Origin of the sequence: Caballeronia grimmiae, assembly GCF_022879615.1 — a bacterium.
GTDB classification, from domain to species: Bacteria; Pseudomonadota; Gammaproteobacteria; order Burkholderiales; family Burkholderiaceae; genus Caballeronia; species Caballeronia grimmiae.
The window spans coordinates 481,592-505,951 of record NZ_CP084272.1 but is presented as its reverse complement, the minus strand read 5'-3'; the positions used below and the strand labels follow the sequence as shown (position 1 = coordinate 505,951).

Here is a 24,360-nt window from a genome sequence, read left to right as displayed (position 1 = left end):
CGCCGCGCATCCGCGAGGGACGCATGCACGGCGCAAGCTGCCATTCCATTTCGATGATGACCATTAGCGCGAAGCGGCGCCATCTTGCCGTCGGCATCGGTTGCAGGCGAGGCGCAAGCGCGGACGCCATAGAGCAAGCCGTGCGCGCGGCGCTTGGCGCAACCGCCTTTCTGTTCGAGGATATTGCGCTGGTCGCCAGCATTGCCGCGAAAGCGAATGAAGCAGGCTTGCTTGCGTTTTGTGAGCAACATGGTCTTGCTTTGCAATTCTTCCGAACGGAAGAAATTGCCGAAGCGCCAGCAAGCTATTCGCCGTATGCCGGCAAGCACGTGAACGTCGATGGCGTGTGCGAGCCTTGCGCGATACTGGCAAGCCAGGGCGGACGCCTCGTGCTTGGGAAGACTATCGTCGGCGATGTGACTGTCGCCATTGCAATGAAGAACGCGCCATCAGATACGAAAGTCCCATGAAAACCGATACCGAATCGCATCTGCGCATGACGCAGCGTCGCAAGGAAGGCCACGAAAAGAAGCAGGCCGCCGCCGATCACGAGAAGGGTTTGTTGATCGTGAATACCGGCAATGGGAAGGGCAAGACCACAGCCGCATTCGGCATGGCGGTGCGCGTGCTCGGCCACGGCATGAAGCTCGGCGTCGTGCAATTCATCAAGGGCGCGTTACATACGTCCGAGCGCGATTTCCTCGCCGCAGTGGCGAATTGCGATTTCGTCACGATGGGCGATGGCTATACGTGGAACACGCAGAACCGCGAAGCCGATATGGCGACCGCGCGCAAAGGCTGGAATGAAGCGCGCCGCATGATCGAGAGCGGCGAGTATCAGATGGTCGTGCTCGACGAACTCAATACCGTGCTCAAGTACGAGTATCTGCCGCTCGATGAAGTGCTCGATGTGCTGAAGGCGCGGCCCGCGATGCTGCACGTCGTCGTGACGGGCCGTCATGCGCCAGATGCGCTCGTCGACATCGCCGATCTCGTCACCGAGATGCGGCTCGTGAAGCATCCGTATCGCGAGCAAGGCGTCAAGGCGCAACGCGGCGTCGAATTCTGATGCCGCGCTGCCCTGCACTCTTCATCGGTGCGAGCGCCTCGCATCAAGGCAAGACCACCGTGACGGCCGCGCTTGCGCGCCATCATGCGCGGCAAGGCCGGCGCGTGCGCGTCTTCAAGACCGGCCCGGATTTTCTCGATCCGATGATTCTCGAACGGGCATGCGGTTCGCCCGTTTATTCGCTGCATCTGTCGATGGTCGGCCTCGATGCCTGCCGCGCGATGCTTGCAAAAGCAGCGCGTGAAGCCGATCTCATTCTGATTGAAGGCGTCATGGGTTTGTTCGATGGCACGCCCAGCAGCGCCGATCTGGCCGCCACGTTCAACGTGCCCGTGCTCGCCGTGATCGGCGCGCATGGCATGGCGCAAACGTTCGGCGCGGTGGCGTTCGGGCTGGCGCGTTATCGCACGGATGTGCCGTTCTATGGCGTGCTCGCCAATCGCGTGGCATCGGCGCGTCATGCGCAGATGCTTGCCGAAGCCATTCCGGACGGATTGCGCTATTGCGGGCATCTGTCCAACGCGGACGATATCGCGTTGCCCGAGCGTCATCTCGGCCTGACGCAAGCGCAGGAAATCGCGAGCCTCGATGCACGCCTCGATCGCGCCGCCGATGCCATCGCTACCACCTCGCTTGGCGACCTGCCGCCGTATGTCGAGTTCGAAGATGCGACGCTCGATGCACCGCCGCGCGTGCCCGATGGGATGCGAATCGCCATCGCGCGCGATACCGCGTTTTCTTTCATCTATCCGGCGAACATCGACTTGCTGATTGCGATGGGCGCGACCGTCACGACGTTCTCTCCGCTCGCCGACGAACCGCTGCCCGCCGATACCGATGCGCTCTATCTTCCCGGCGGCTATCCCGAACTGCATGCGGCCACGCTCGCATCGAATGCATGCACGCGAGCGTCGATCAGGGAGCACGTTGCGCGTGAGCGCGTGGTCGTCGCGGAATGCGGCGGCATGCTTTATCTGCTCGACACGCTGACGGATATCGAAGGCAACCGGCACGCGATGCTTGGTGTGTTGCCCGGCAATGCGACCATGCAGCGGCGTCTCGCACGCCTCGCGATGCAGCGTCTCGACACTGCACATGGCGTGCTCACCGGCCACACCTTTCACTACTCGACACTCGATACGCCGATGCAGCCGCAACTCACCGCGACGCATGCAACGACGGGCGCGGCAGGCGAAGCGCTTTATCGCCAGAGCCGCATCACGGCAACGTATATGCACGCTTATTGGCCGTCGAACCCGGCGGCAGCCGCCGCGCTGTTTCGCGGCGAATCACTATGACGATGACATTGGACCTCGCCTTCACGATCGAACGCGCGAAAGCGCAAGAACCCATTGGTTCGCCTTGCACCGGCGTATGCAGGATCGATCCCGCACACGAACTGTGCGCGGGATGCTTCAGAAGCCGAGCGGAAATCAAAGCCTTCAGATCGATGGACGATGCCGCAAAGCTCGCCCTTCTCGAGGAATTGCCCGGCAGGCAAGCATCGGTGTCGGGCGTGAAGATCGCTTAGACCGTCGCCATGCTTCGCCGCGCGGGACGTTCCAGTTCGCGGGCGGCGAGTGCGCCGAAGACAAGTCCGAGCGTCGTCCAGATGATCGCCTGAATGCCGATGGCGGCCACGCGGAAATTCCAGAGCAACGATCCGGAGAAACCAGCGGGCACTTCATCGACGCGCGGCAGGATGAATTGCGCAAGCACCATCAACGCCATATACGCAGCGCCCGCGATGATCGTCGCATTCCAGTTGCCCTGAGTGCCATGCAAGCGCCTTTGAAACCACACGGAAAAAGCCGCCGTCGCAATGGAAATCGCAACGATGCCGAAGAACAATGCAGTGCGCACGCCGATGGTCTCAGGATTGCCGACGGCGGGCGGATTCGGCGGATACACGAGAAACGGCGCAACGGTCACGCTGACGAAGCCGAACATCGCGAGCAATGCCGCTACGCCACGCGCGTGCAAAGCGCCGAGCCGCCCGTAAGCGAGGGCAAAGACAAGCGAGAAAATGCCGCCGAGCGCCGTGCCGAATACCGCGATGCCTGTGAGCAAGCCTAAGCCCGCCTGAGTATCGCGGCTAACGATGTCTTCGCCGCCTTCGTGTTCGTGTGAATGCGCCGCCCCTTCATGCCCTGCATGCGCATGTTCGTGCTGCGCTTCGAAAGCGATGGCGCGCTCGACCGATGCTTCACCCACCGTCTTTGCGAACGCGAAGCCGAGCAGGCCCGCGACGAGTCCCGCGATCATGCCGCGTATCAACAGACTGCGAATCACGGCCCGTCCTCAGTGGCACGGAAAGCCGAGCAAATGCCGGCCATCGTGAACGAACTCGTGGACGTAGGTGCCCGACAGAATCGACGTTGCGCCCTGCTCTGCGCCGACGAAGTAAATGGCGATTAGCAGAATGAGGCCGATAAACACGGCCCAAGGCAGGACTTCGCGCACCGGAATGGGGACAGGTGCGTCGATTGTCGGCAAAGAAGGAGCAGCGGAAAAGACCGGTGCGTTGGAAGCATTCATGGATGGTTCTCCTGGGAAAAGCGCGTCCCGATAGACGAAGAGCTTGCAGCGGGGTCTGACTCGCGGGCTATCTATTTGACACGCCCGCTTACAGTGGCGCGACCGTGCCGGGTTTGCACCGGCTTCCTCGCACTGCAAGCTTGCCATTCTATGACGATTACCGGCAAAGTAAAGCAATGCTGCTCTAAGGCGATTGATTGAAGTGAACGTTATTCTGCTTTGCCACGGCGCTACGCATGCCATGAGAGCCGCGCGCTTTCCGACTGGTGACGAACCCGTTGAGCGCGGCGAATTCGCGCGCTTCGATCTTCCTCACGACGTTCCTGTCATTTCCAGTCCGGCCGCCGCAGCGCGCGAGACGGCCTCATGGCTAACGAGTAATTTCACGATCGACCCTGCGTTCGACGATATCGACTATGGCCGTTGGCGCGGCCATGCCCTTCGCGAGATTGCGCAGCAGGAAGCGGCAAACATCGCTGCGTGGTTATCGGATGTGAATGCGCGCCCGCATGGCGGCGAGAGCATCGCCATGCTGGCGGAACGCGTCGCCGGGGCGCTGACGCGTATCGGGACCGATGCGTTGCATGAATGCTGCATCGTGGTCACGCATGCGATCGTCGTCAAAGCGGCGCTCGCGCATGTGCGCGGCGAAGCACTGGCGTCGTCGTTGAGAATGGATTTCGCGCCCTTGTCGTCGATACAGCTTGAATATGATGAAGCGCGTCGTTTATGGTCCGTACGAAACTTCGATGCCAGCGCAAGGCTCAAAAGCATCGACAGCGCATGACGCTGCCGCACACTCAAGGAGACTCACATGGCGCACTACGTTGATGGTTTCGTCGTACCCGTGCCAATCGACAAGATAGATGCATACCGGGCCATGGCCGAGGAAGCCGGCAGAATATGGCTCGAACACGGCGCGCTGCAGTTCGTCGAAGCCATCGCCGATGACGTCAAACCGGGCGAACTCACTTCGTTTCCGCAGAGCGTTCAGCTAAAGGAAGGCGAGACAGTTGCGTTCTCGTGGATACTTTACGATTCGCGAGAGCAACGCGACGCAGTGAACGAGAAAGTCATGAACGACCCTCGGCTGAAGGCCATGATGGAGAAGGCTCCGCCGCCGTTCGACGGAAAACGCATGTTCTTCGGCGGATTCAAGACGCTGGTCGAACTCGGCAGCGCCTGAGCGCGCTTAGCGCAATTCACAAAGGAAAAGCATCGACATGTTCATCGCCATGAATCGCTTCAAGATAGTGCCGGGCGCCGAGTCGGATTTCGAACGGCTGTGGACGAGCCGCGATACTCATCTGAAGGAAGTGCCCGGCTTCGTCGAGTTTCATCTGTTGAAAGGCCCGATTAAGGACGACCACGTGCTTTATTCGAGCCATACAATCTGGGCGAATCGTGCCGCATTTGAAGACTGGACGCGCTCGGACGCGTTTCGCGCCGCTCATCGCAACGCGGGCGGCGAGTCACGTCAGCTCTATCTGGGTCATCCGGAATTCGAAGGCTTTGAAGTCATTCAGACGATCAGCTAACACGCGCGTTTTACACGTCGATGAAAAAACGCGCTAAAGTCGCCATCGCAATGGACTAAGCCTTTGCCCCGCGAGCCATCCGTTGCAGCGTCGAAGAATCGATTGCGGCGGCGCAGATGCGTACGGCTTCCTTCAAGGTCCGGGGCCGTCCTTCGCCGAACTGCGATTCGAGCATGGCCACCGCGCGCACCCGCTCTTCGTTGCCCAGCTTTTCGCCGGTCGCCAGTTCCAGCACGGAGATGAAGTAGGCGGCGGGCGGGGCTGCGCGCCCGGCAGGAGTGGGATGTGCGGCACGCACGCCATGCGATTCGCCCGCACCGTCGCGGTGTCCATCGAACGCGGTCCGGCGCAATGGCCGTGCGGTCCAATCCGTTTCGCTTCGACTATTCATTGGTCTGATCTTCGCTGAAGTGCCCTGCGCCCGAAGCGCATCGTCTGTTTATTAGACAGCAAAGATCGTTCCAACCCGCCTACGCGCTCGCCTCTTGCGACGATAAAACAGCTCTTGCGACGCGGCATGCAGCGAGATCCCACGCCGCACAGCCGACCGACTTGAATACCACCGGACGGCCGGAAACGCTGCGCGAAACAAGCGCCGACGCAAGGGGCGTCACTGCATTCCAGTCGACATCCGCGAGAATGTAGTCCCCCGCTTCGTGGCGAGCGCCAGCCGGATCGTCGACATAAAGCTCGCTGGCATGAATGATCGACGGCGCGATTTCGGCCGCGTCCGCGGTGAATGCGCCCACGCCGATGACGAGCCGAGCCGGGTTCGCCGGCTGCGTATAGACCGGCGTTTTGCTCGTTGTCGCCGTAATCACGACGTCGATCGAATCGGGCACCGAACCGTGTTCCAGCGGTTCCATATTGGCGGACAAACCCGCGTTCTCCTCGAAGAATACGCCCGCGCGGCCCGGCCGCGAGCCGAGAACATGGATGTGCGCTTCGGGATAAAGGCTCGCAAGCGCCTCGACATGATGCGCAGCCTGTTTGCCGGTACCGATAACGAGCACTGCCCGAGGCGCTTGTGCGGCGAGCGTGCGAATGGCAAGCATGGATACCGCGGCGGTTCGGCGGCCCGTGACGGTCGGACCGTCCAGCATGAATTGCAGCGCACCGGTTGCAGCATCGAATGCGCTGACCTGTCCGTGTATCGTGGGCAAGCCCAGCGCGCCGTTGCCGGGGCACACGTTCACGAGCTTGTGCATGGCGATATCGGCGGCGGACGCGGGCATCGACAACATCACGCCGCCGTGCGCGAGCGGCACGACCATGCGCTCGGGACTGACGATGCGGCCCGCCGTGTAGTCGAGCATGGTCGCGGCCAAAGTGTCGACGAGGCGATCGTAAGGCAATAGGCGCGCGGTTTGCACTGCATCGAACGTGTCGGTCATCGTGAGTCGCCTCTCTGAGTTTTAGCGCCAAGCGCCGGAATATTCTAACGGCGCACGAACGCGTGTCAGAAAGCGCGAGCGTTTCTACAATGGACGAATCGATTGCGGCGTCATACGACTGCAACGCCATGCGGTCATAATCGGGCGTCCCGCGCCGCTCACGAACGACCGCGCGAACCAGATGCATTCCGGAGCACGACATGAACATGACGGACAAACAGCGCCGTTTTCACGCCGACCTGATCGACAGCTACGACGAAGAGTTCGAGATGGAGATCGACGACCGCCTGATGGACGGCGAAGCGGCCTTCTCCGATGAAGAACGGGCGATCCGCAAGACCTATTTCCGCGAGCTTTTCCGCTTGCAAGGCGAACTCGTCAAGTTGCAGGACTGGGTCGTGCACACGGGACACAGGCTCGTCGTCATCTTCGAGGGACGCGACGCCGCCGGCAAAGGCGGCGCAATCAAACGCATCACGCAGCGGCTCAATCCGCGTGTATGCCGCGTCGCTGCACTGCCTGCGCCGAACAATCGCGAGCGTACGCAATGGTATTTCCAGCGTTATGTGTCGCATCTGCCGGCTGGCGGCGAGATCGTGTTGTTCGATCGAAGCTGGTATAACCGCGCGGGCGTCGAACGCGTGATGCACTTCTGCACCGATGAAGAGTACGAAGAATTCTTTCGCTCGGTGCCGGAGTTCGAGAAGATGCTGGTACGCAGCGGCATTCAGATCATCAAGTACTGGTTTTCGATTACCGACGATGAACAGGAAGTGCGCTTTCAGGCGCGCATCGAAGATCCGTTGAAGCAGTGGAAGCTCAGCCCGATGGATCTCGAAAGCCGCCGCCGATGGGAAGCCTATACGGCCGCGAAGGAAGTCATGCTGCAACGCTCGCACATACCGGAAGCGCCGTGGTGGGTGGTGCAGGCCGTTGACAAGAAGCGCGCACGCCTCAACTGCATTCATCACCTGTTGAGTCAGGTGCCGTATCACGAGATCGAGCATTCTTCGATACAGCTGCCCGAGCGCGTATTCAATCCGGATTATTTACGCCAGCCCGTGCCGCACGAGATGTACGTTCCCGAAGTCTATTGACAAGCCTCAGCAGCAGTGACGGCAGGCAATGCGATCGATTGCCTGCCCGCGCTCACGATGCACCGCCTGACGCGCGACGAACTGATAAGCGTGCTGCGAACCTCTGAGCAGCATCACGAACATGACTTGCGCGAGATTGAAGTCGAGCGTGACCATGAGCCGCATGAGCAGCAGCAAAGGCAGCACGACGGCAGGTTGATAGATTTGTCTGGCGATCAAGGCTCTCATTGGCGGCTCCCATTCCCATGACTTGTATTCTATGGATCCAAGCGATGCCGATAAATGGGCCGCAAGTGAAGACATATGTTCCTTGAAGCGAACAATCGCGGTCAGAAACAAAAAAGGCCCCGCATTCAGCGGGGCCAAAGACCGGCATTAGTTCTTCGCGAGACTCGGTTCGGGAACCGGCGTGGGCATCGCATCGCCCCATCCGCCGCCAAGCGCGCGTATCAGGTTCACCGTCGATACCGCCTGTGTCCCCGCAAGCTGAACGGCCGCGCGCTGCGACTGCAACACGGTTCGCTCCGCGTCGATCACATCGAGGTAATTCACCGCGCCTTCCGTGTACTGCCTGCGTGAAAGCTGCGCGGCGCGCACCGATGCGTTCACCGCATCTGCCTGCGTCGTGGTCTGCGTTTCGAGGATGCGCAAGTCCGACAGGTTGTCTTCGACTTCACGGAAAGCCACCAGCACTTGCTGACGATAATTTGCCACGTCCTCTTCGTAAATGGCGCGCGCATTCGCGAGATTGCCCTTGCGACGCCCGCCATCGAAGATCGGCAGATTGAGCATCGTGCCCGCGAACGGCCCGAGCAGGAACGTGCGGCTCGACCAGTTGAAGAGATCGCCGAGCGTCGCCGATTCGAAGCCGCCCGATCCCGTCAAGGTCAACGACGGAAAGAACGCCGCCTTCGCCACGCCGATGCGCGCATTCGCTGCGGCCATCGACCGCTCCGCTGCAGCGATATCCGGACGGCGTTCGAGCAACGACGAAGGCAAGTCCGGCGGCAAGCGCACCGTCACCGGCTTGAGCGGGTTGGCGGCCATCGTGAATTGCGCGGGCGCCTTGCCGAGCAGTACCGCAAGACCATGCTCCGATGCCGCGCGCAAGCGTTGCACCGTCATCGCATCGGAACGAGCCGTTGCCAGTTCGGAGCGCGCACGCGCGACGTCGAGTTCGCTGATATCGCCTTCCGCGAAGCGCCGCTGCACGAGCTTGAGCGCTTCTTCACGCAGGGACACGGTGCGCGCGAAAACATCGGCTTCCGCATCCAGCTCGCGAAGATTGAAGTAGTTCTGCGCGACGTCCGCCTGCAATGCAAGCTGCACGGAACGGAACAACGCCTGGCTTTGTTCCGTGTCCGCGTTGGCCGCCTGCACCGAGTTCGAGACGCGGCCGAACAGATCGACTTCATACGACACGCTCGCTTGCGCGCGCCACAACGTCTGCGCCGGAACGTTCCCGTCGGGCGGCAGGAATTGCGAGGCCGGCGAGAACTTCTCGCGTGTCGGACCGAAGCCTGCATCGAGCGTCGGAAAGAGACCTGCACGCGCCGTCTGATTGATTGCGCGCGATTCCTTCACGCGCGCCGCCGCAGCCTTCAGATTCTGATTCGCCTCCTGCGCCTGACGTTCGAGATCGTTGAGCGTGGCGTCGTCGAACACGGTCCACCACTCGCCGCGCAGCATTTCTTCCGAAGGCTGCGCGGTCTTCCACGTACCCGCTTCCGATGGCGACAGCGTCGGCGTTTCCTTGTACGCAGCCGGCGGATTCACATCCGGCTTTTCATAGGTCGGGGCAAGCGAGCACCCCGCGACCACGAGCAGCGACGCCATCAAAGCCGGCAAGCCCAACCATCGTTTCATTAGCGACTTATTCATCATCCACCTCATTGCGCTTCGTACGAAGCACCGATACCGCGCATCTGCGGATGCGTGCCGTGCTTGTCCGTCACATGTTCCGTGCGGCTCAGCTTGCGCAGGATCACGTAGAACACCGGCGTCAGCATCAGACCGAACAGCGTTACACCGAGCATGCCGAAGAACACTGCAACGCCCATCGCATGACGCATCTCCGAACCCGCACCCGACGACAACACGAGCGGCACCACGCCCATGATGAACGCGATGGATGTCATCAGAATCGGACGCAGACGCAAGCGGCTCGCTTCGATCGCCGCCTGCACGATGGAACGTCCCTGCATTTCCAGCTCACGAGCGAACTCCACGATAAGAATGGCGTTCTTCGCCGACAAGCCCACAAGCACCATCAAGCCGATCTGCGTGAAGATGTTGTTGTCGCCATCCGTGAGCCATACGCCGAGCAGCGCGGAGAGGATGCTCATCGGCACGATGAGGATCACCGCGAGCGGCAGCGTCAGGCTTTCATACAACGCGGCAAGCACGAGAAACACGAGCAGCACGCTGATCGGGAACACCCACAGTGCAGCGTTGCCCGCGAGAATCTGCTGATACGTAAGGTCCGTCCATTCGAACTTGATCCCGCGCGGCAGCACTTCAGCCGCAATGCGTTCCGCAGCCGCCTGTGCCTGGCCCGACGAATATCCCGGCGCAGGACCGCCGTTGATATCCGCTGCCGTGTAGCCGTTGTAACGCACCACCATTTCCGGGCCATACGTCGGCGATACCTTCACGAGCGAGGAAAGCGGCACCATGTCTCCGTTCGCGTTGCGCGTCTTCAGCAAGCCGATGTCTTCGGGATTCGCACGGAACGGCGCATCGGCCTGCACGCGCACCTGGTACACGCGTCCGAAGCGGTTGAAGTCGTTGACATACAGCGAGCCGAGATAGACCTGCATCGTGTCGAACACATCCGTCACCGAAACGCCCAGTTGCTTCGCTTTCACGCGATCCAGATCCACGTTCAGTTGCGGCACGTTGATCTGATAGCTCGAGAACGTCGGCCCGAGTTCCGGCGTCTGAGATGCGCGCTTGATGAACGCCTGCGTGGCATCGGCGAGCGCCGCATAGCCGAGCGCGCCGCGATCTTCAAGCTGCATCTTGAAGCCGCCGAGCGTGCCGAGACCGAGCACCGGCGGCGGCGGGAACACGGCGATGAACGAGCCCTTGATGCCCGCATACTTCTGATTCAACGCACCGGCAATGGCATTGGCCGACAGCGACTTGTCATGCACGCGGTCCTTGAACGGCTTGAGCGTGACGAAGACAATGCCCGCGCTCGAGGAATTCGTGAAGCCGTTCACCGACAGGCCCGGAAATTCCACCGCGCTTTCCACGCCCGGCTGTTTGAGCGCGATGTCGCTCATCTGGCGGATCACGCCTTCGGTGCGATCGAGCGATGCGCCGTTCGGCAACTGCGCGAAGCTGATCAGATACTCCTTGTCCTGCGCGGGCACGAAGCCGCCCGGCACGAGCTTGCCCATCAGCACCGCACCGCCGAGCAGCACCGCATACACGACCATCATGATCGCCTTGCGGTTGATGACGCGGGTGACGCCCTTGCCGTACGCGTCCGATCCGCGATGAAAGACCTTGTTGAAGCCGCGGAAGAAGCCGCCGAACACGCGATCCATTCCACGCGTGAGCCAGTCCTTCGGTTCATCGTGGCCCTTCAGAAGAAGCGCTGCGAGCGCCGGCGAAAGCGTCAGCGAGTTGAACGCGGAGATCACCGTCGAGATCGCGATGGTCATCGCGAACTGCTTATAGAACTGACCCGTCAGGCCGGACATGAACGCGAGCGGCACGAACACGGCAACGAGCGTCAGGGCAATCGCGATGATCGGCCCGCTCACTTCGCGCATCGCCTGATACGTGGCATCTCGCGCCGACAAGCCCGCTTCGATATTGCGCTCGACGTTTTCGACGACGACGATCGCATCGTCGACCACGATACCGATCGCGAGCACCATGCCGAACAGCGACAGCGCGTTGATCGAGAAGCCGAACGCAAGCAACAGCGAGAACGTCCCGACGATCGACACCGGCACCGCAAGCAGCGGAATGATCGAAGCACGCCACGTTTGCAGGAACACGATCACCACCAGCACGACGAGCGCAATCGCTTCGACGAGCGTATGAATGACCGCCTCGATACTCGAGCGCACGAACTGCGTCGGGTCATAGACGATCTGATACTCGAGGCCCGCAGGCATGTCGGCCTGCAGTTCCTTCATCGTCTTGCGCACTTCGTCGGAGATCTGGAGCGAGTTTGCGCCCGGTTGCTGGTTGATTGCGATCGCCACGGCCGACTTGTTGTCGAGCAACGAGCGCAGGCCGTACTCGGATGCCGCGAGTTCGACGCGCGCGACATCGCTGAGATGCGTGACCGCGCCATCCGGCGAAGTCTTCAGCACGATGTCGCGGAACTCGGACTCGTTCTGCAAGCGGCCGCGCGCATTCACGTTCAACTGCAGCGGCACGTTGGGCAGCGTCGGCGAACCGCCGATCACGCCAGCCGCAACCTGCACGTTCTGCTCGCGGATCGCATTGACGACATCGGTCGCCGTCATGCCGCGCTGCGCGACCTTTTGCGGATCGAGCCAGACGCGCATCGAATAATCGCCCGAGCCCCACAACTGCACTTCACCCACACCGGCGATACGCTCAAGCCGATCCTTGACGTTGATGAGCGCGTAATTGCGCAGATACGTCATGTCGTAGCGGCCGTTCGGCGAGTTCAGGTGAACCACCATCGTGAGCGTCGGCGATGACTTGATCGTCGTCACGCCGAGCCGCTGCACGTCTTGCGGCAAACGCGGCAGCGCCTGATTCACGCGGTTCTGCACGAGCTGCGTGTTCTTGTCCGGGTCGGTGCCGAGCTTGAACGTGACGGTCGTCGTGAGATTGCCGTCGCTGTTCGCCTGCGACTGCATGTACAGCATGTCTTCGACGCCGTTGATCTGCTCTTCGAGCGGCGAAGCCACGGTCTCCGCAATCACCTTCGGGTTCGCGCCGGGATACTGCGCATGCACGACGACCGATGGCGGCACGACTTCCGGATACTCGGAGATCGGCAGCTTGAACATCGCGATGATGCCCGCCAGCAGCACGACCACCGACAACACGCCCGCAAAGATCGGGCGGTCGATGAAGAATTTGGATATGTTCATGACGAGTTCTTTCCGTTGCGGATCACGCGAATCACTGCGCCGATGCCGTCTTCACGACGGGCGCATCGCCGCTGTTGTTCATCGCGACACCGTTGGCTTTGACGACATCGTTCGGACGCACGCGCTGCAATCCGTTCACGACGATGCGTTCGCCCGCTTCCAGTCCCTTCGCAATCACGCGCAAGCCGTCATGTGTCTGACCGAGCGTGACTTCGCGATACTGCACGCGGTTGTCCTTGTCGACGACCATCACGAACTTCTTGTCCTGATCGGTGCCGATGGCGGCATCGTCGACGAGCACGGCCGGGTGAGGCGTGCCGCCGCCCACTTTGATGCGTGCGTACAGCCCCGGCACGAGCGAGCCGTCCGGATTGTTGAAGCGCGCACGCACGCGGATGGTGCCGGACGTCGTATCGAGGCGGTTATCGACGGAATCGACGACGCCTTCGCGTGAATAACCCTCTTCGTTGGCAAGCCCGAGCGACACCGGCACGGTGTGGCCCGCGTCCCGGCCGAGATAGCGCAGATAGGTTTGTTCGTCGACATCGAACGATGCATAGATCGGCGAGACCGACACCAGCGTCGTCAGCAAGGGCGCATTGCCGCCCGTCGATACGATGTTCCCCACCGTCAGTTCCGCACGCGACACGCGACCCGATACCGGCGCGGTGATGCGCGTATAGGCAAGATTGATCTTCGCGGTTTCGACGGCGGCTTGCGCAGCCTTCAGGTTGGCGACGGCCTCGCGTGCGGCGTTTTGCTTCTCGTCGTAGTCGCGCTTGGCGATCGCGTTATCCGTGAGCAGACGTTCGGCACGCGCGGCGTCCGTCGATGTATAGCCGTTGCGCGCCTGCGCCGCCGCGAGTTGCGCTTGCGCGCGATCTACTTCGGCTACATAGGGACGCGGATCGATCGTGAACAGCGGATCGCCCTTCTTCACGAGCGCGCCATCCTTGAAATGCACCGCGACGATCGTGCCGGGCACGAGCGGGCGAATATCCACGTGGTCCACCGCTTCGAGCCTGCCCGAGTAGCTTTGCCAGTCGGTGATGGTCTTCGAAATGACGGTCGCGACATCGACTTCGGTGGCAGTGGGGCTATGCGCTGCGGCTTTGGCTTCGTTGATCGCCGCGTCGCCGTGGCCGCGCCAGGCGGTATAGCCGCCCGCGCCTGCGATGACCAACGCAGCGCCTAGCGCGGCGTAGATGCGTTTGCGAGTGAAGAACATGATGAAAGGCTCCGGTTGCGTTGAGATTGTTTTTTTATGGTGCTCGGCTTAGCGCTTATTTGGTGCGCGCAAGCCGCTTCCTGAAGAAAGCGACGACATCGGCCAATGCGTCGGGATGCGCGGCAAGCGCCTGATGCGATGCCTTGCAATGCCTCGTCACTTCGGTGGGCACGCCCGCCGAGATCAGTTCCGCTGCGTACTTTTCAGCCTCGATGTGCAGCAGGTCATGCTCGGCGCTCGCGATCAATGCAGGAGGCAGGCCAGCAAGACGACGCGATTCGAGCGGCGCCGCATACGGATGCAAGCGTTGCGACGGATTCGGCAGGTAAGCGCGATAACAGCGCGCGCATTCGCTCAGTTCGAGATCGGGGCACAGCACCTTGCGCTCATCGGCGACGCGCGTCATGCTCGGATCGAGCAGCGGCGCCAGCAGCACTTGCGCGGACATGCGAATGTCGCCGCGATCGCGTGCAATGGCAGCAACACATGTCGCGAGATTGCCGCCCGCATCGTGGCCCGCCACGCCTACTCGCTGCGGGTCCGCACGTTGAGCGCGCGCATGCGCCACGGCCCATTGCGCCGCGCGATAACCATCCTCGGGCGCGGCCGGAAACGGATACTGCGGCGCCAGCGAATAAGCCACCGACACGACCCATGCGGGCGTATCGCGTGCGATGGTCGCCGCGGCGATGTCGGCATCGTCGAGTGTGCCGCTTGTAAAACCACCGCCATGAAAATAGAGGACGATGGGCAGGACGGTGCCGTCCGACGCGGGGCGATAGCTGCGCAGCATGATGGGCTGCACATGGCCCGCAATGCGCGCCTCTTCGATGCACAGTCTCGGTCCTTGCTCCAAATCCAGCAGTGATGCCATGGTTATTTCCGTGCACAGCCCTGATGCAAGGCCGTCACGCATGAGTTGCGATGGTGCGAATTCTGGAGTCCGCGCCTTTTTTAATAAATGCCTATAATCCGGCAACACAATTCGGTCGCCCCGAACAATCATCGCTTAAGCTCCCGGCAATTTTCTTAGCCAGCCGCTTAATTCCCTGCCTCTATAAGCATCGAAGGTACGAAAATGGATCGGCTACAAGCAATGCAGGTCTTTACTCGCGTCGTCGACACCAACAGCTTTTCGCGTGCAGCGGATACGCTGAACCTGCCGCGTGCATCGGTGACGACGATCATTCAGAACCTCGAAGCCTTTCTCAACGTGCGGCTGCTTCAGCGCACCACGCGCAGGCTCAATCTCACGCCGGACGGCGCCGCCTACTACGAGCGATGCGTGCGCATCCTCGGGGACATCGAGGAAGCCGAGAGCACGTTCTCGAACAACGGCAAGGGGCCGCACGGCAAGTTGCGCGTGGACATGCCGGGGGCCATCGGGCGGCTGATCGTTATGCCCCAGCTATGCGATTTCCACACGCGCTATCCGGACATCGAACTGATGATGGGCTTCGGCGACAAGCCGGTCGATCTCATTCAGGAAGGCGTCGATTGCGTGATCCGCGTCGGCACGCTGCAGGATTCGAGTCTTGTCGCGCGGCGCATCGGCGTGTTTCAGGGCGTCACGGTGGCAAGCGCTCAATATCTGGAACGCAACGGCACGCCGACGACGCTCGACGATCTGCAGAACCACACTGCCGTCAATTACTTCTCGAGCCGGACTGGGCGAATCATGGACATGGATTTCGTCGTGGACGGCGAGACCATCGAAGTGAAGATGCGCGGCATGATCGCGGTGAACGATGCCGAAGCGTATCTGAGTTGCGGGCTCAAGGGCGTGGGCATCGTTCAGGTGCCGCGATTCATGGCGCTGCCGTATCTGCGTTCGGGCGAACTCGTCGAACTGTTGCCGCAATGGAGCCCGATGCCGATGCCCATTTCCGCGGTGTATCCGCACAACCGGCATTTGTCGCCGAAGGTGCGCGTGTTCGTCGACTGGGTGGCGGAGCTGTTCGAACGCTGCCCGCTGCTGCAGGGCCAAAAAGAAGCGGAAGAGCGCTGCCTGCCGACGAGCACCGCATCGCCGATGATCGTTCGCCACGGCACGCCCGAAGTCGCGGGCACGGCGGACGTCGTGGTTTGACGGCTCGACGATTATTCGCCGCAATAGATAAATCTATTCGTCAATAGGCCATTTATCCGCCGCACCGGCGCGACTACATTTCGTCCTGCCACGGCGCATCGTTCATTCACACGATGCGCCGTATCCCGAAGGATCGAAAGGAGTCGCACCATGAAACGCTATCTGCTCACGAGCCTCTCGCTCGCCGCTGTGTCCGCCGTGATCTCGAGCACCGCTTTTGCGGAAGGCGGCCAGGGAATCGGCCGTGCGGGAACGTATCTCACGCCTACGCAAAGCACGGCAAGCGCAAGCGAAACGCCCAAAACGCGTGCGCAAGTGCGGGCCGAACTCGCCGCAGCCTATTCGAACGGCTCATTGCCGGCCCTCAATCGCAATACTTATCCTTCGCGAAGCATGTGGGGCGACGCCGTCGCCGCGCAGGCAGAAGCGCACAACCGGGCAATCGTCGATTACGCGAATGGCGCGCCGGCCGCCGCGAATCTGAGCGCACGCTGATTCATTCGTCATTCTAACTATTCGAAGGATAAGCCCATGTTCGATACCGAATCGGCACTGGAGCAATTCTCTTTGCTCGATGATTTCTCGACGGACGCGCCCGTCTGGCGTCCGTTTGCACCGGACGAAACTCAACAGCACATCGACGCCGAGATTCTTTAGGAACCCGCTTCCACCGCGCTCAATGCCCGCTCGATCACGCTCGCCAGCTTTGCAAAGGCGGGCGCGATCTCGGCGTTCGGCACACACGCATAGCCCAGCATCAAGCCCCTGCGCGCGTCGTCCTGATTCATGTAGTAGTGCGTAAGCGGACGCGTGACTACGCCGTTCGCGAGCGCATCGTCGGTGATTGCGCGATCGCTCGCGTTGCCGGGCAATTCGAGCACGAAGTGCAGGCCCGCTTCGTCGCCGCGCACGGCGAGCGTTTCACCGAAATGCGCGCCGATCGCGTCGATGAGCAACTGACGGCGTTCATCGTAAAGGCCGCGCATGCGCCGCACATGCGACGTCAAATGCCCATCCAGAATGAATTCCGTCATCACCGCTTGCTGCATCAACTGGCCTTCGCGGTAAAGCTCCGCTACGCCGGTGCGGAACGTATCGACGAGATTCTCCGGCACGACCATATAGCCCATGCGCAAGCCGGGAAACATCATCTTGCCGAGACTGCCGACATAGATGACCTGCCCGGCATCGTCGAGTCCCTGCAGCGACGAAAGCGGCCGGCTGCGATAACGGAACTCGCTGTCGTAGTCGTCCTCGATGATCCACACGCCATGCTGCCGCGCGAATTCGAGCAGCGCACGACGCCTCGCGAGACTCATCACCATGCCGAGCGGATACTGATGCGACGGCGTCACGAGCGCAATGCGCGGCGGCGCGGCCATGTCGCGCGCGCTCGGATTGAGGCCTTCTTCGTCGACGGGCACGGGCACGAGCGACAGCCCCGACGCCTGCAGCACGCTGCGCACGCCCCAGTAGCACGGCTCCTCGACCCACGCGCGATCGCCGCTATCGGTCAGAAGACGCACCGCGAGATCGATCGATTGATGAATCCCCGTCGTGATGATGATCTGATCCGGCGTGCATTTCACCGAACGCGCGACGCGCAGATAGTCCGACAACGCGCGCCGTAGCGGCCGGTACCCGCCGCCCGGCGCATACGTCAGCAAATCGGGACTCGCGCGCTTCCAGAGCCGCGACTGCAAACGGCTCCACGTACGCGACGGAAACTCCGCCACATCCGGCACGCCCGGCATGAACGCGCCCCACTGCTTCGGCGCGACGCCCGCGTGGGCGATCAGCCGCGCGCCCCGCTTCGATATCAGACAAGGCTTGCGCGGCGTTTCGTCGGCTGGTTCCTGCGGCTTGCGCACGGCCGCACGGTCGTTCGGGGCGGTATCGGCGACATAGGTGCCGCTGCCGGTCGTGGACGTGACATAGCCTTCGGCCGTCAACTGCTCGTACACATGCAGCACCGTATTGCGCGCGACGCCGATGTCGGCCGCCAGCATGCGCGAGCTCGGCAGCTTCGCCCCCGACGCGAGCTGACCGGTCAAAATGGCCTGCTGCATCGCCTCGAGCAGTTGCCGGTAGACCGGCTCTTCGCGCGCGCGGTCGATTCGCGCGTTCAGCCAGTCTGCAAGGAGGATAGCGTTCAAAGTCCTGTCCCGGGACGAGGAGCCGGCTGCCGGAAGTGGCTCCCCGATGAATATTGAAATGGTTCCCCATTGTAGAACCGTCTCAGGCTATAGTTAGCGCAAGTAGTGGAAAAAATTTCCGGAGCCGCTCGCCGTCCCGTTGCGGCGCCGGCATCCGAAATATCCGCATTCAGCTTTCCGAAGGAGACACGGAAGATGAAATCCGATCAGGTGATCGTCAGCTTTCGCGGCGTCCGAAAGACTTACGACGGCGAAACGCTCGTCGTGAAGTCTCTCGATCTCGACATCTACCAAGGCGAATTCCTTACGCTGCTCGGGCCATCCGGCTCGGGCAAGACCACGTGCCTCATGATGCTCGCGGGCTTCGAATTCCCGACGGGCGGCGAAATCTGGCTCGACGGCAAGCTGCTCAACAAGGTGCCGCCGCACAAGCGCGACATCGGCATGGTGTTTCAGAACTACGCGCTCTTTCCGCATCTGTCGGTGCAGCAGAACGTCGAATATCCGCTGACAGTGCGCAAGATGTCCGCCGAAGAACGTGCTCATCGCGTCAACAACGCGCTGAAGATGGTGCGCATGGAGAGCTTCGCGAAGCGTTACCCGGCGCAGTTGTCGGGCGGTCAGCAGCAGCGCATCGCGCTGGCTCGCGCGCTCGTGTTCGAGCCGAAGCTCGTGCTGATGGACGAGCCGCTCGGCGCGCTGGACAAACAGCTTCGCGAGCACATGCAGTACGAACTGAAGTCGCTGCACGAGAAGCTCGGCGTCACCTTTGTGTACGTCACGCACGATCAGGGCGAGGCGCTCACCATGAGCGACCGCGTCGCCGTGTTCGACAAGGGCATCGTGCAGCAGCTCGATACCGTCGACCACCTCTACGAAGCGCCGTGCAACGAGTTCGTCGCCAACTTCATCGGCGACAGCAACCGGCTGCGGGGCACCATCGAACATACGCAAGGCGATTACTGCGAGATACGGCTCGCGGACGGCACGCGGCTTTCGGGCCTGAACGTGGCGAAGGCGAACGCCGGCGCGTCGGCGGTAGCGTGCATCCGGCCCGAACGCATGAAGCTCGCAGCCGGCGCGCACCGCATGAACGGCGCCAACGGACACAACGCGCTCGCGGGTGAAGCCAGGAGCCTCATCTATTTCGGCGACCACGTGCGCATGCGCTGCGGCGTGCGCGATCAGGACGAGTGTTTCGTCAAGGTGCCGCTCGGCACCGAGGCCCTCGCAGGCTTTACGCCCGGCGCGCCGATCGCACTGGAATTCGCGCCCGAGCATTTGCGCGTGTTCGCGTGAGACGTTCCCCGGCGTGCCGCGCGCATGCCCTTTTCCGCAGTCAATTGATAAAACCAAGCAGAGGAAACCACCATGAGGAAGTTCGCACTGTGTTCCAAGGGAGCCGCCGCGCTCGTGTGCGCGACGAGCGTATCGGTCGCGTTCGCGGCGGACCTCACCGTCGTCAACTTCGGCGGGGCTAATGGCGACGCGCAAAAGGTCGCGTTCAATCAGCCGTTCGAGAAGGCGACCAACAACAAGGTCACGGCGGTCGAGTACAACGGCGAGCAGGCCAAGGTCAAGGCGATGGTCGAAGCCAAGCACGTGAACTGGGACGTGGTCGAAGTCGAATCGGGCGATCTCGGCCGTGGCTGCGACGAAGGTCTGTACGAAAAGCTCGACTGGTCGAAGATCGCGAAGAAATCGGAGCTCGTGCCCGAGTCGCCGCAAACCTGCGGCGTCGGTTTCTTCGTCTGGTCGACGGCCCTCGCCTATAACGCCGACAAGCTCAAGAGCGCGCCGGCCAGCTGGGCTGACTTCTGGGACACGAAGAAATTCCCCGGCAAGCGCGGCATGCGCAAGGGTGCGCGCTACAACCTCGAATTCGCACTGATGGCCGACGGCGTCGCGCCGAAGGATGTCTACAAGGTGCTCGGGACCAAGGCCGGCGCGGATCGCGCGTTCAAGAAGCTGGACGAGCTGAAGCCGAGCATCCAGTGGTGGGAGGCCGGTGCACAGCCGCCGCAATTCCTCGTCGCGGGCGATGTCGTCATGTCCACCGCGTACAACGGCCGTATCGATGCCGCGCGCAAAGAGGGCAAGAACCTCAAGGTCGTGTGGAACGGCAGCATCTACGACCTCGACTACTGGGCCATTCCGAAGGGCTCGCCGAACAAGGACGTGGCGATGCAGTACATCGCGTATTCGGTATCGCAGAAGCCGCAGCAGGAGTATGCGCAGCACATCGCCTATGGTCCGGTGAACAAGGCCGCGATCACCGCGCTCGATGCGAAGACGCAGGCCGATATGCCGAACTCGCCGGCCAACGCGAAGAACGCGGTGTTGCAGGACATGGCGTTCTGGACCGATCACGGCGATGAACTGGAACAGCGCTTCTCGGCGTGGGCATCGAAGTAAGTGGCTGACTGCGGTGCGACGGTCGCGCCTCCTGTGAGGCGCGGCCTCGTTACCGCCAAGTTGCAGGGAGACACCAGCGTGAACACCATCACGATCGCCGTGGACGAGTCGGGCGAATCGACCGCGCGCCTGAAAAAAGAGCTGAAGCTCGCCGACGCCAAGAAACGCGCGATGGCGCTTGCGTTGATCGCGCCGCTCGCCATCTTTTTGTTTCTGATCTTCGTCGTGCCGATCGGCGCGTTGCTTACGCGCGCCATCGAAAATCCCGAAGTGGCGAACGCGTTGCCGCATACCGGCGCGGCGCTCGCCGGCTGGGACCGCAAGGCCGCGCCGCCCGATGCCGCCTACGCCGCGCTCGCGCAAGACCTGACCGCGATCCAGGACGGCGATTCGATGGGCGCGCTCGCCCGCCGCCTGAACACGGAGATTCCCGGCTATCGCTCGCTCGTTGCGAAGACCGCTCGCGCGATGCCGCTCACCGGCGACGACGGCAAGCCGCTCGCGCCGCCGCAGTTGCGCGCCAAGATCATCGAAATCGACGAGCGCTGGAACGATCCGGCCTACTGGCAAGTCATCGCGAAGAACGCGAGCCGGTTGTCGCCGTTCTATCTGCTGGCGTCGCTCGATCATAAGCAGGACGGATTCGGCAACATCGTCCACGCCGATCCCGACCAGTCCATCTATCTCAACGTATTCGGGCGCACCTTCGTGATCGGCTTCGCGGTGACGCTGTTCGCGCTGCTGCTCGGCTATCCGCTCGCCTACTGGATCTCGACGCTGCCCGCGCGCCGCGCGAACCTCGTGATGGTCCTCGTGCTGATACCGTTCTGGACCTCGGTGCTCGTGCGCGTCGCCGCGTGGATCGTACTGCTGCAGAGCGAAGGGCTCATCAACAAGGCGCTGATCGGCAGCGGGCTGATCGGCTCGCCGCTCGCGCTGCTCTTCAACCGCGTGGGCGTCTATATCTCGCTGACCCACATTCTTCTGCCCTTCATGATTCTGCCGCTGTACAGCGTGATGAAGTCGGTGCCGCCGACTTATCAGCGCGCGGCGGTATCGCTCGGCAGCCATCCGTTCGCCGCGTTCTGGCGCGTGTATGTACCGCAGACTTATCCCGGCATCGGCGCGGGCGTGCTGCTCGTGTTCATTCTGGCGATCGGCTACTACATCACGCCGGCGCTGCTCGGCGGCCCGAACGACCAGATGGTGAGCTACTACATCGCCTATTTCACGAACGTGACCATCAACTGGGGCATGGCCTGCGCCCTCGGCGCGCTGCTGCTCGCCGCGACGCTGGTGCTGTACGTCGTCTACGGGCGCTTCACGCGCTCGAACGTGAGCCTGGGGTAACAGAGATGAAACTCGCCAAACCGCTGTTCGCGCCGCACACGTCCGCCATCGAGCGCATCTGGTACTTCGCGTTGCGCATTCTGTGCGTGCTGACGCTGCTGTATCTGATCCTGCCGGTGCTGGCCATCGTGCCGCTGTCGTTCTCGTCGAGCACCTTCCTCGTCTATCCGATTCCCGGCTTCTCGATGCGCTGGTATCACAACCTCGTCATGTCGGATGAGTGGCGCATGGCCGCGAAGAACAGCTTCATCGTCGCGCCATCGGCGACGCTGGTCGCGACGATCCTCGGCACGCTCGCCGCAGTCGGGCTGACGAAAGCGAACTTTGCCGGCAAGGGCTTGCTGATGGCGGTGCTCATCTCGCCGATGATCGTGCCGGTGATCGTCGTCGGCGTCGGCATGTATCTGTTCTTCGCGCCGCTCGGCATCGCGAACACGTACTTCGGACTGATTCTCGCGCACGCGGCGCTCGGCGTGCCGTTCGTGGTGACGACGGTCGCCGCGACGCTGCAGAACTTCAACACGAACCTGGTGCGCGCGAGCCAGTCGCTCGGCGCGAACCCGCTGACGACGTTCTTTCGCGTGACGCTGCCGGTGATCGCGCCGGGCGTGATATCGGGCGCCCTGTTCGCGTTTGCGACATCGTTCGACGAAGTCGTCGTCACGCTCTTTCTCGCCGGCGCGGAACAGACGACGCTGCCGCGCCAGATGTTCACGGGCATCCGCGAAAACATCAGTCCGACAATCGCCGCGCTGGCGACGATTCTCATCGTGTTTTCGACGAGTCTGCTGCTGGCGCTCGAATGGTTGCGCGGTCGCGCGGCGGCTCGGGCCGTGGCGGGGTGAAGTGCTGCCGGGCTGCTTCGCGCGTGTCGTTGCAGCCCGGTTTTATTGCGGTAGCGACTGAACGCTGCGGCGCTTCTTTCGAATTTGCCTTCTTTCTAATTACTTATCGCTTTCTAGATTCGAGCAAAGCTCTGTTTTGCCGACGGAGTAGGCAAAACTTAAACAGGCCGCAAAGCCTTACCCGGCAAGCATCCGGCATTGACATAAGCGCAAATCTGACCGTCCATTGGGATTATTCGCGTCAACGGGACAGTGTTTTCACTGATGCCGTATTTATCGGAATGTGCTTAATGACGTACGTTCTAGGTCGAGCCAAAGCCTGGAAAAATGCCATGACAGCACTTTCGAAGCGAGCCGATCCGTGGTCTCAAACGGTCCATCAGCTCGAAACGATACCCGCCGAGACCGGCCGCATCGCTCCGTCCCAACGAACCGCACGCGCCGAGAGCGCCTTTGTCGACCGTCTGACGCGCGACTGGAATCGGGCGCATCCGCAGCCTGCGAATGACCGGCTGCCCTATCCTCAAGCCATCGTGCGCGTGATCGAGCGCCCGAGCAGCGCCACCGCGCTCGTCTACTGGTCTGATCCCGGCACCTGCCATTACGGCTATCAGGGCTGGCGCGCGACGACGGCCAACACGGAAGGCGTCTGCTCCCTGTCGGGGATGCCGATTCATCGCGGCGATCAGGTGTATCGCCCGTCGCAGCGCGATCCCAAACCGCAAAACGCATCGGCGATGATCCTCGCCGCCGCAATGCCGCAAGACGAGGAAGTCGAAGCCGACGTCCACGGCTGATCAGTAGCCGACCGTGAAGCGTTGCCTGACCGGTACGCCGCGCTCGAAGGCGTCGAGGAACGCGATCGCGAAGTCGTCGAACGTGATCCAGCTTCTGCCGTTGGCGTCGACTAGCAATTCGTCGACGCCAACGCGGAATTTACGCGTGCGCGGGCCGTCCACGAATTCCGCCGACGGCGACACGAAGGTCCACATCACGTCACGCTCGCGGCGCAACGCGTCGAGGAACGCCGCGCCCGCCGTCGCCTCCTCGCGATAGGCCGGCGGAAAGCCCGGCGCATCGAGCACGCGCCGGCCGGGCGCGACGTACAGGCTTCCCGCGCCGCCGACGACCAGCAAACGTTCGACGCCCGCGCGCTTCACCGCTCCGACGATCGCGCTTTCAGGCACCGAGGCGAAGCGCGTCGCGCTGAACACCGCGTCGTGACCCGCGATCGCATCGGCGAGCGCGGCCATGTCGAGCGCGTCGACGTTGCGCGCGGTCACGCCGTCGCGCGCGTTCAGGGCGGATGTATCGCGGGCCAGCGCCGTTACCGTGTGTCCCCGGCGCAACGCTTCCTCCAGCAATCGGCTGCCGGCATTGCCCGTCGCGCCGATGATCGCAATCTTGCTCATGCATGTCCTCCCGGCGTTGGCGGCGCAAAACGTGCAACTCCGTGCGCGGTAATTCCTTCACACAGAGAGCGAAAACACAGAGGCGCCGCATCGAATGGCCCGATTCCGTTTCGACGAATCGACGAATGCGAGAATCGTT

Annotated in this window: 27 protein-coding genes and 1 riboswitch; of the genes, 16 read left to right on the top strand and 11 right to left on the bottom strand. The window is 62.1% G+C overall.

Going from position 1 to position 24,360, the window contains the following annotated elements; translation table 11 throughout:
• Positions 1 to 140: 140 nt before the first annotated feature.
• Genes LDZ21_RS15945 through LDZ21_RS15930 form a run of 4 tightly spaced genes read left to right on the top strand, consistent with a single transcriptional unit; the run spans position 141 to position 2,600 of the window.
• The gene (locus LDZ21_RS15945; protein WP_244795769.1) at positions 141 to 470 is read left to right on the top strand and encodes a cobalamin biosynthesis protein; all 330 of its coding nucleotides are present in this window, start codon (positions 141 to 143) and stop codon (positions 468 to 470) included.
• Positions 467 to 1,069: a cob(I)yrinic acid a,c-diamide adenosyltransferase gene (gene cobO / locus LDZ21_RS15940; RefSeq protein ID WP_244795768.1), complete on the top strand. Its 603-nt coding sequence runs from the start codon at positions 467 to 469 to the stop codon at positions 1,067 to 1,069. The genes LDZ21_RS15945 and cobO overlap by 4 nt, the downstream gene beginning before the upstream one ends.
• Positions 1,069 to 2,367 carry a cobyrinic acid a,c-diamide synthase CobB gene (locus LDZ21_RS15935; protein WP_244795767.1) on the top strand — a complete coding sequence of 433 codons (1,299 nt, stop codon included), beginning with the start codon at positions 1,069 to 1,071 and terminating at the stop codon, positions 2,365 to 2,367. The genes cobO and LDZ21_RS15935 overlap by 1 nt, the downstream gene beginning before the upstream one ends.
• Positions 2,364 to 2,600 carry a DUF1289 domain-containing protein gene (locus LDZ21_RS15930; protein ID WP_244795766.1) on the top strand — a complete coding sequence of 79 codons (237 nt, stop codon included), beginning with the start codon at positions 2,364 to 2,366 and terminating at the stop codon, positions 2,598 to 2,600. Before LDZ21_RS15935 ends, LDZ21_RS15930 begins: the two co-directional genes overlap by 4 nt.
• On the opposite strand, the gene LDZ21_RS15925 is transcribed toward LDZ21_RS15930, so the two are convergent.
• Together LDZ21_RS15925 and LDZ21_RS15920 are read right to left on the bottom strand one after the other, a co-directional pair.
• Positions 2,597 to 3,361 (bottom strand): CbtA family protein, encoded by a 765-nt coding sequence (locus LDZ21_RS15925; protein ID WP_244795765.1) that lies wholly within the window; start codon positions 3,359 to 3,361, stop codon positions 2,597 to 2,599. The two genes, LDZ21_RS15930 and LDZ21_RS15925, sit on opposite strands and share 4 nt — an antisense overlap.
• A 9-nt stretch (positions 3,362 to 3,370) precedes the next feature.
• Positions 3,371 to 3,607, bottom strand: coding sequence for a CbtB domain-containing protein (locus LDZ21_RS15920; RefSeq protein ID WP_035964566.1), 237 nt, complete (start codon positions 3,605 to 3,607; stop codon positions 3,371 to 3,373).
• 30 nt (positions 3,608 to 3,637) lie between these two features.
• Positions 3,638 to 3,759, bottom strand: a riboswitch (cobalamin riboswitch).
• Between the two features lie 89 nt (positions 3,760 to 3,848).
• On the opposite strand from LDZ21_RS15920, the gene LDZ21_RS15915 reads away from it, so the two are divergent.
• From LDZ21_RS15915 to hmuQ, 3 genes are read left to right on the top strand one after another with little or no spacing between them, the layout of a single operon-like run.
• A complete protein-coding gene (locus LDZ21_RS15915; RefSeq protein ID WP_244795764.1) occupies positions 3,849 to 4,394 on the top strand; it encodes a histidine phosphatase family protein in 546 nt (181 codons plus the stop codon).
• Positions 4,395 to 4,421: 27 nt separating this feature from the next.
• Positions 4,422 to 4,793, top strand: a complete 372-nt coding sequence (locus LDZ21_RS15910; RefSeq protein ID WP_244795763.1) for a DUF1428 domain-containing protein — start codon at positions 4,422 to 4,424, stop codon at positions 4,791 to 4,793.
• A 37-nt stretch (positions 4,794 to 4,830) separates the two neighbouring features.
• The gene (gene hmuQ, locus LDZ21_RS15905; RefSeq protein WP_244795762.1) at positions 4,831 to 5,145 is read left to right on the top strand and encodes a heme-degrading protein HmuQ; all 315 of its coding nucleotides are present in this window, start codon (positions 4,831 to 4,833) and stop codon (positions 5,143 to 5,145) included.
• Positions 5,146 to 5,200: 55 nt separating this feature from the next.
• Here the strand turns inward: hmuQ and LDZ21_RS15900 are convergent, their stop codons facing one another.
• Both LDZ21_RS15900 and lhpI read right to left on the bottom strand, forming a co-directional pair.
• Positions 5,201 to 5,536 (bottom strand): hypothetical protein, encoded by a 336-nt coding sequence (locus tag LDZ21_RS15900; RefSeq protein ID WP_244795761.1) that lies wholly within the window; start codon positions 5,534 to 5,536, stop codon positions 5,201 to 5,203.
• A gap of 79 nt (positions 5,537 to 5,615) precedes the next feature.
• Positions 5,616 to 6,539 carry a bifunctional Delta(1)-pyrroline-2-carboxylate/Delta(1)-piperideine-2-carboxylate reductase gene (lhpI, locus tag LDZ21_RS15895; protein WP_244795760.1) on the bottom strand — a complete coding sequence of 308 codons (924 nt, stop codon included), beginning with the start codon at positions 6,537 to 6,539 and terminating at the stop codon, positions 5,616 to 5,618.
• 200 nt (positions 6,540 to 6,739) lie between these two features.
• On the opposite strand from lhpI, the gene ppk2 reads away from it, so the two are divergent.
• Positions 6,740 to 7,636, top strand: coding sequence for a polyphosphate kinase 2 (gene ppk2 / locus LDZ21_RS15890; RefSeq protein ID WP_244795759.1), 897 nt, complete (start codon positions 6,740 to 6,742; stop codon positions 7,634 to 7,636).
• 6 nt (positions 7,637 to 7,642) lie between these two features.
• Here ppk2 and LDZ21_RS15885 read toward each other — a convergent pair whose 3' ends face one another.
• From LDZ21_RS15885 to LDZ21_RS15865, 5 genes are all read right to left on the bottom strand, one after another.
• Positions 7,643 to 7,864, bottom strand: coding sequence for a hypothetical protein (locus LDZ21_RS15885; RefSeq protein ID WP_244795758.1), 222 nt, complete (start codon positions 7,862 to 7,864; stop codon positions 7,643 to 7,645).
• A gap of 147 nt (positions 7,865 to 8,011) precedes the next feature.
• Positions 8,012 to 9,502 (bottom strand): efflux transporter outer membrane subunit, encoded by a 1,491-nt coding sequence (locus LDZ21_RS15880; RefSeq protein ID WP_280519425.1) that lies wholly within the window; start codon positions 9,500 to 9,502, stop codon positions 8,012 to 8,014.
• Positions 9,503 to 9,525: 23 nt separating this feature from the next.
• Positions 9,526 to 12,726 (bottom strand): efflux RND transporter permease subunit, encoded by a 3,201-nt coding sequence (locus LDZ21_RS15875; RefSeq protein WP_035964585.1) that lies wholly within the window; start codon positions 12,724 to 12,726, stop codon positions 9,526 to 9,528.
• Between the two features lie 31 nt (positions 12,727 to 12,757).
• On the bottom strand, positions 12,758 to 13,954 hold the full coding sequence (locus LDZ21_RS15870) for an efflux RND transporter periplasmic adaptor subunit (RefSeq protein ID WP_244795756.1): 1,197 nt from the start codon (positions 13,952 to 13,954) through the stop codon (positions 12,758 to 12,760).
• Between the two features lie 55 nt (positions 13,955 to 14,009).
• The gene (locus LDZ21_RS15865) at positions 14,010 to 14,828 is read right to left on the bottom strand and encodes an alpha/beta hydrolase (protein WP_244795755.1); all 819 of its coding nucleotides are present in this window, start codon (positions 14,826 to 14,828) and stop codon (positions 14,010 to 14,012) included.
• 204 nt (positions 14,829 to 15,032) lie between these two features.
• Here LDZ21_RS15865 and LDZ21_RS15860 point away from each other — a divergent pair, with 204 nt between their 5' ends.
• From LDZ21_RS15860 to LDZ21_RS31170, 3 genes are all read left to right on the top strand, one after another.
• Positions 15,033 to 16,043 (top strand): LysR family transcriptional regulator, encoded by a 1,011-nt coding sequence (locus LDZ21_RS15860; RefSeq protein WP_244795754.1) that lies wholly within the window; start codon positions 15,033 to 15,035, stop codon positions 16,041 to 16,043.
• Between the two features lie 150 nt (positions 16,044 to 16,193).
• Positions 16,194 to 16,538 carry a DUF4148 domain-containing protein gene (locus tag LDZ21_RS15855; RefSeq protein ID WP_244795753.1) on the top strand — a complete coding sequence of 115 codons (345 nt, stop codon included), beginning with the start codon at positions 16,194 to 16,196 and terminating at the stop codon, positions 16,536 to 16,538.
• Between the two features lie 36 nt (positions 16,539 to 16,574).
• A complete protein-coding gene (locus LDZ21_RS31170; RefSeq protein WP_280519424.1) occupies positions 16,575 to 16,700 on the top strand; it encodes a hypothetical protein in 126 nt (41 codons plus the stop codon).
• On the opposite strand, the gene pdxR is transcribed toward LDZ21_RS31170, so the two are convergent.
• Positions 16,697 to 18,199 (bottom strand): MocR-like pyridoxine biosynthesis transcription factor PdxR, encoded by a 1,503-nt coding sequence (gene pdxR, locus LDZ21_RS15850; protein WP_244795752.1) that lies wholly within the window; start codon positions 18,197 to 18,199, stop codon positions 16,697 to 16,699. The two genes, LDZ21_RS31170 and pdxR, sit on opposite strands and share 4 nt — an antisense overlap.
• 195 nt (positions 18,200 to 18,394) lie before the next feature.
• Here pdxR and LDZ21_RS15845 point away from each other — a divergent pair, with 195 nt between their 5' ends.
• From LDZ21_RS15845 to LDZ21_RS15825, 5 genes are all read left to right on the top strand, one after another.
• Complete coding sequence (locus tag LDZ21_RS15845) at positions 18,395 to 19,498, top strand: ABC transporter ATP-binding protein (RefSeq protein ID WP_244795751.1); 1,104 nt, start codon at positions 18,395 to 18,397, stop codon at positions 19,496 to 19,498.
• 72 nt (positions 19,499 to 19,570) lie between these two features.
• A complete protein-coding gene (locus LDZ21_RS15840) occupies positions 19,571 to 20,614 on the top strand; it encodes an ABC transporter substrate-binding protein (protein WP_244795750.1) in 1,044 nt (347 codons plus the stop codon).
• Between the two features lie 78 nt (positions 20,615 to 20,692).
• Positions 20,693 to 21,964, top strand: coding sequence for an ABC transporter permease (locus LDZ21_RS15835; protein WP_244795749.1), 1,272 nt, complete (start codon positions 20,693 to 20,695; stop codon positions 21,962 to 21,964).
• A gap of 5 nt (positions 21,965 to 21,969) precedes the next feature.
• Positions 21,970 to 22,809: an ABC transporter permease gene (locus tag LDZ21_RS15830; protein ID WP_244795748.1), complete on the top strand. Its 840-nt coding sequence runs from the start codon at positions 21,970 to 21,972 to the stop codon at positions 22,807 to 22,809.
• Positions 22,810 to 23,141: 332 nt separating this feature from the next.
• Positions 23,142 to 23,606, top strand: coding sequence for a DUF3331 domain-containing protein (locus tag LDZ21_RS15825; RefSeq protein ID WP_035964645.1), 465 nt, complete (start codon positions 23,142 to 23,144; stop codon positions 23,604 to 23,606).
• On the opposite strand, the gene LDZ21_RS15820 is transcribed toward LDZ21_RS15825, so the two are convergent.
• Positions 23,607 to 24,221: an NAD(P)-dependent oxidoreductase gene (locus LDZ21_RS15820; protein ID WP_244795747.1), complete on the bottom strand. Its 615-nt coding sequence runs from the start codon at positions 24,219 to 24,221 to the stop codon at positions 23,607 to 23,609.
• Positions 24,222 to 24,360 lie beyond the last annotated feature (139 nt).

Coding starts and splice junctions, on each gene's coding strand:
- cobO (WP_244795768.1), top strand. CDS start 467: ATGAAAACCGATACCGAATCGCATCTGCGCATGACGCAGCGTCGCAAG.
- LDZ21_RS15935 (WP_244795767.1), top strand. CDS start 1,069: ATGCCGCGCTGCCCTGCACTCTTCATCGGTGCGAGCGCCTCGCATCAA.
- LDZ21_RS15930 (WP_244795766.1), top strand. CDS start 2,364: ATGACGATGACATTGGACCTCGCCTTCACGATCGAACGCGCGAAAGCG.
- LDZ21_RS15920 (WP_035964566.1), bottom strand. CDS start 3,607: ATGAATGCTTCCAACGCACCGGTCTTTTCCGCTGCTCCTTCTTTGCCG.
- LDZ21_RS15915 (WP_244795764.1), top strand. CDS start 3,849: ATGAGAGCCGCGCGCTTTCCGACTGGTGACGAACCCGTTGAGCGCGGC.
- LDZ21_RS15910 (WP_244795763.1), top strand. CDS start 4,422: ATGGCGCACTACGTTGATGGTTTCGTCGTACCCGTGCCAATCGACAAG.
- hmuQ (WP_244795762.1), top strand. CDS start 4,831: ATGTTCATCGCCATGAATCGCTTCAAGATAGTGCCGGGCGCCGAGTCG.
- LDZ21_RS15900 (WP_244795761.1), bottom strand. CDS start 5,536: ATGAATAGTCGAAGCGAAACGGATTGGACCGCACGGCCATTGCGCCGG.
- lhpI (WP_244795760.1), bottom strand. CDS start 6,539: ATGACCGACACGTTCGATGCAGTGCAAACCGCGCGCCTATTGCCTTAC.
- ppk2 (WP_244795759.1), top strand. CDS start 6,740: ATGAACATGACGGACAAACAGCGCCGTTTTCACGCCGACCTGATCGAC.
- LDZ21_RS15885 (WP_244795758.1), bottom strand. CDS start 7,864: ATGAGAGCCTTGATCGCCAGACAAATCTATCAACCTGCCGTCGTGCTG.
- LDZ21_RS15880 (WP_280519425.1), bottom strand. CDS start 9,502: ATGAAACGATGGTTGGGCTTGCCGGCTTTGATGGCGTCGCTGCTCGTG.
- LDZ21_RS15875 (WP_035964585.1), bottom strand. CDS start 12,726: ATGAACATATCCAAATTCTTCATCGACCGCCCGATCTTTGCGGGCGTG.
- LDZ21_RS15870 (WP_244795756.1), bottom strand. CDS start 13,954: ATGTTCTTCACTCGCAAACGCATCTACGCCGCGCTAGGCGCTGCGTTG.
- LDZ21_RS15865 (WP_244795755.1), bottom strand. CDS start 14,828: ATGGCATCACTGCTGGATTTGGAGCAAGGACCGAGACTGTGCATCGAA.
- LDZ21_RS15860 (WP_244795754.1), top strand. CDS start 15,033: ATGGATCGGCTACAAGCAATGCAGGTCTTTACTCGCGTCGTCGACACC.
- LDZ21_RS15855 (WP_244795753.1), top strand. CDS start 16,194: ATGAAACGCTATCTGCTCACGAGCCTCTCGCTCGCCGCTGTGTCCGCC.
- LDZ21_RS31170 (WP_280519424.1), top strand. CDS start 16,575: ATGTTCGATACCGAATCGGCACTGGAGCAATTCTCTTTGCTCGATGAT.
- LDZ21_RS15845 (WP_244795751.1), top strand. CDS start 18,395: ATGAAATCCGATCAGGTGATCGTCAGCTTTCGCGGCGTCCGAAAGACT.
- LDZ21_RS15840 (WP_244795750.1), top strand. CDS start 19,571: ATGAGGAAGTTCGCACTGTGTTCCAAGGGAGCCGCCGCGCTCGTGTGC.
- LDZ21_RS15830 (WP_244795748.1), top strand. CDS start 21,970: ATGAAACTCGCCAAACCGCTGTTCGCGCCGCACACGTCCGCCATCGAG.
- LDZ21_RS15825 (WP_035964645.1), top strand. CDS start 23,142: ATGACAGCACTTTCGAAGCGAGCCGATCCGTGGTCTCAAACGGTCCAT.
- LDZ21_RS15820 (WP_244795747.1), bottom strand. CDS start 24,221: ATGAGCAAGATTGCGATCATCGGCGCGACGGGCAATGCCGGCAGCCGA.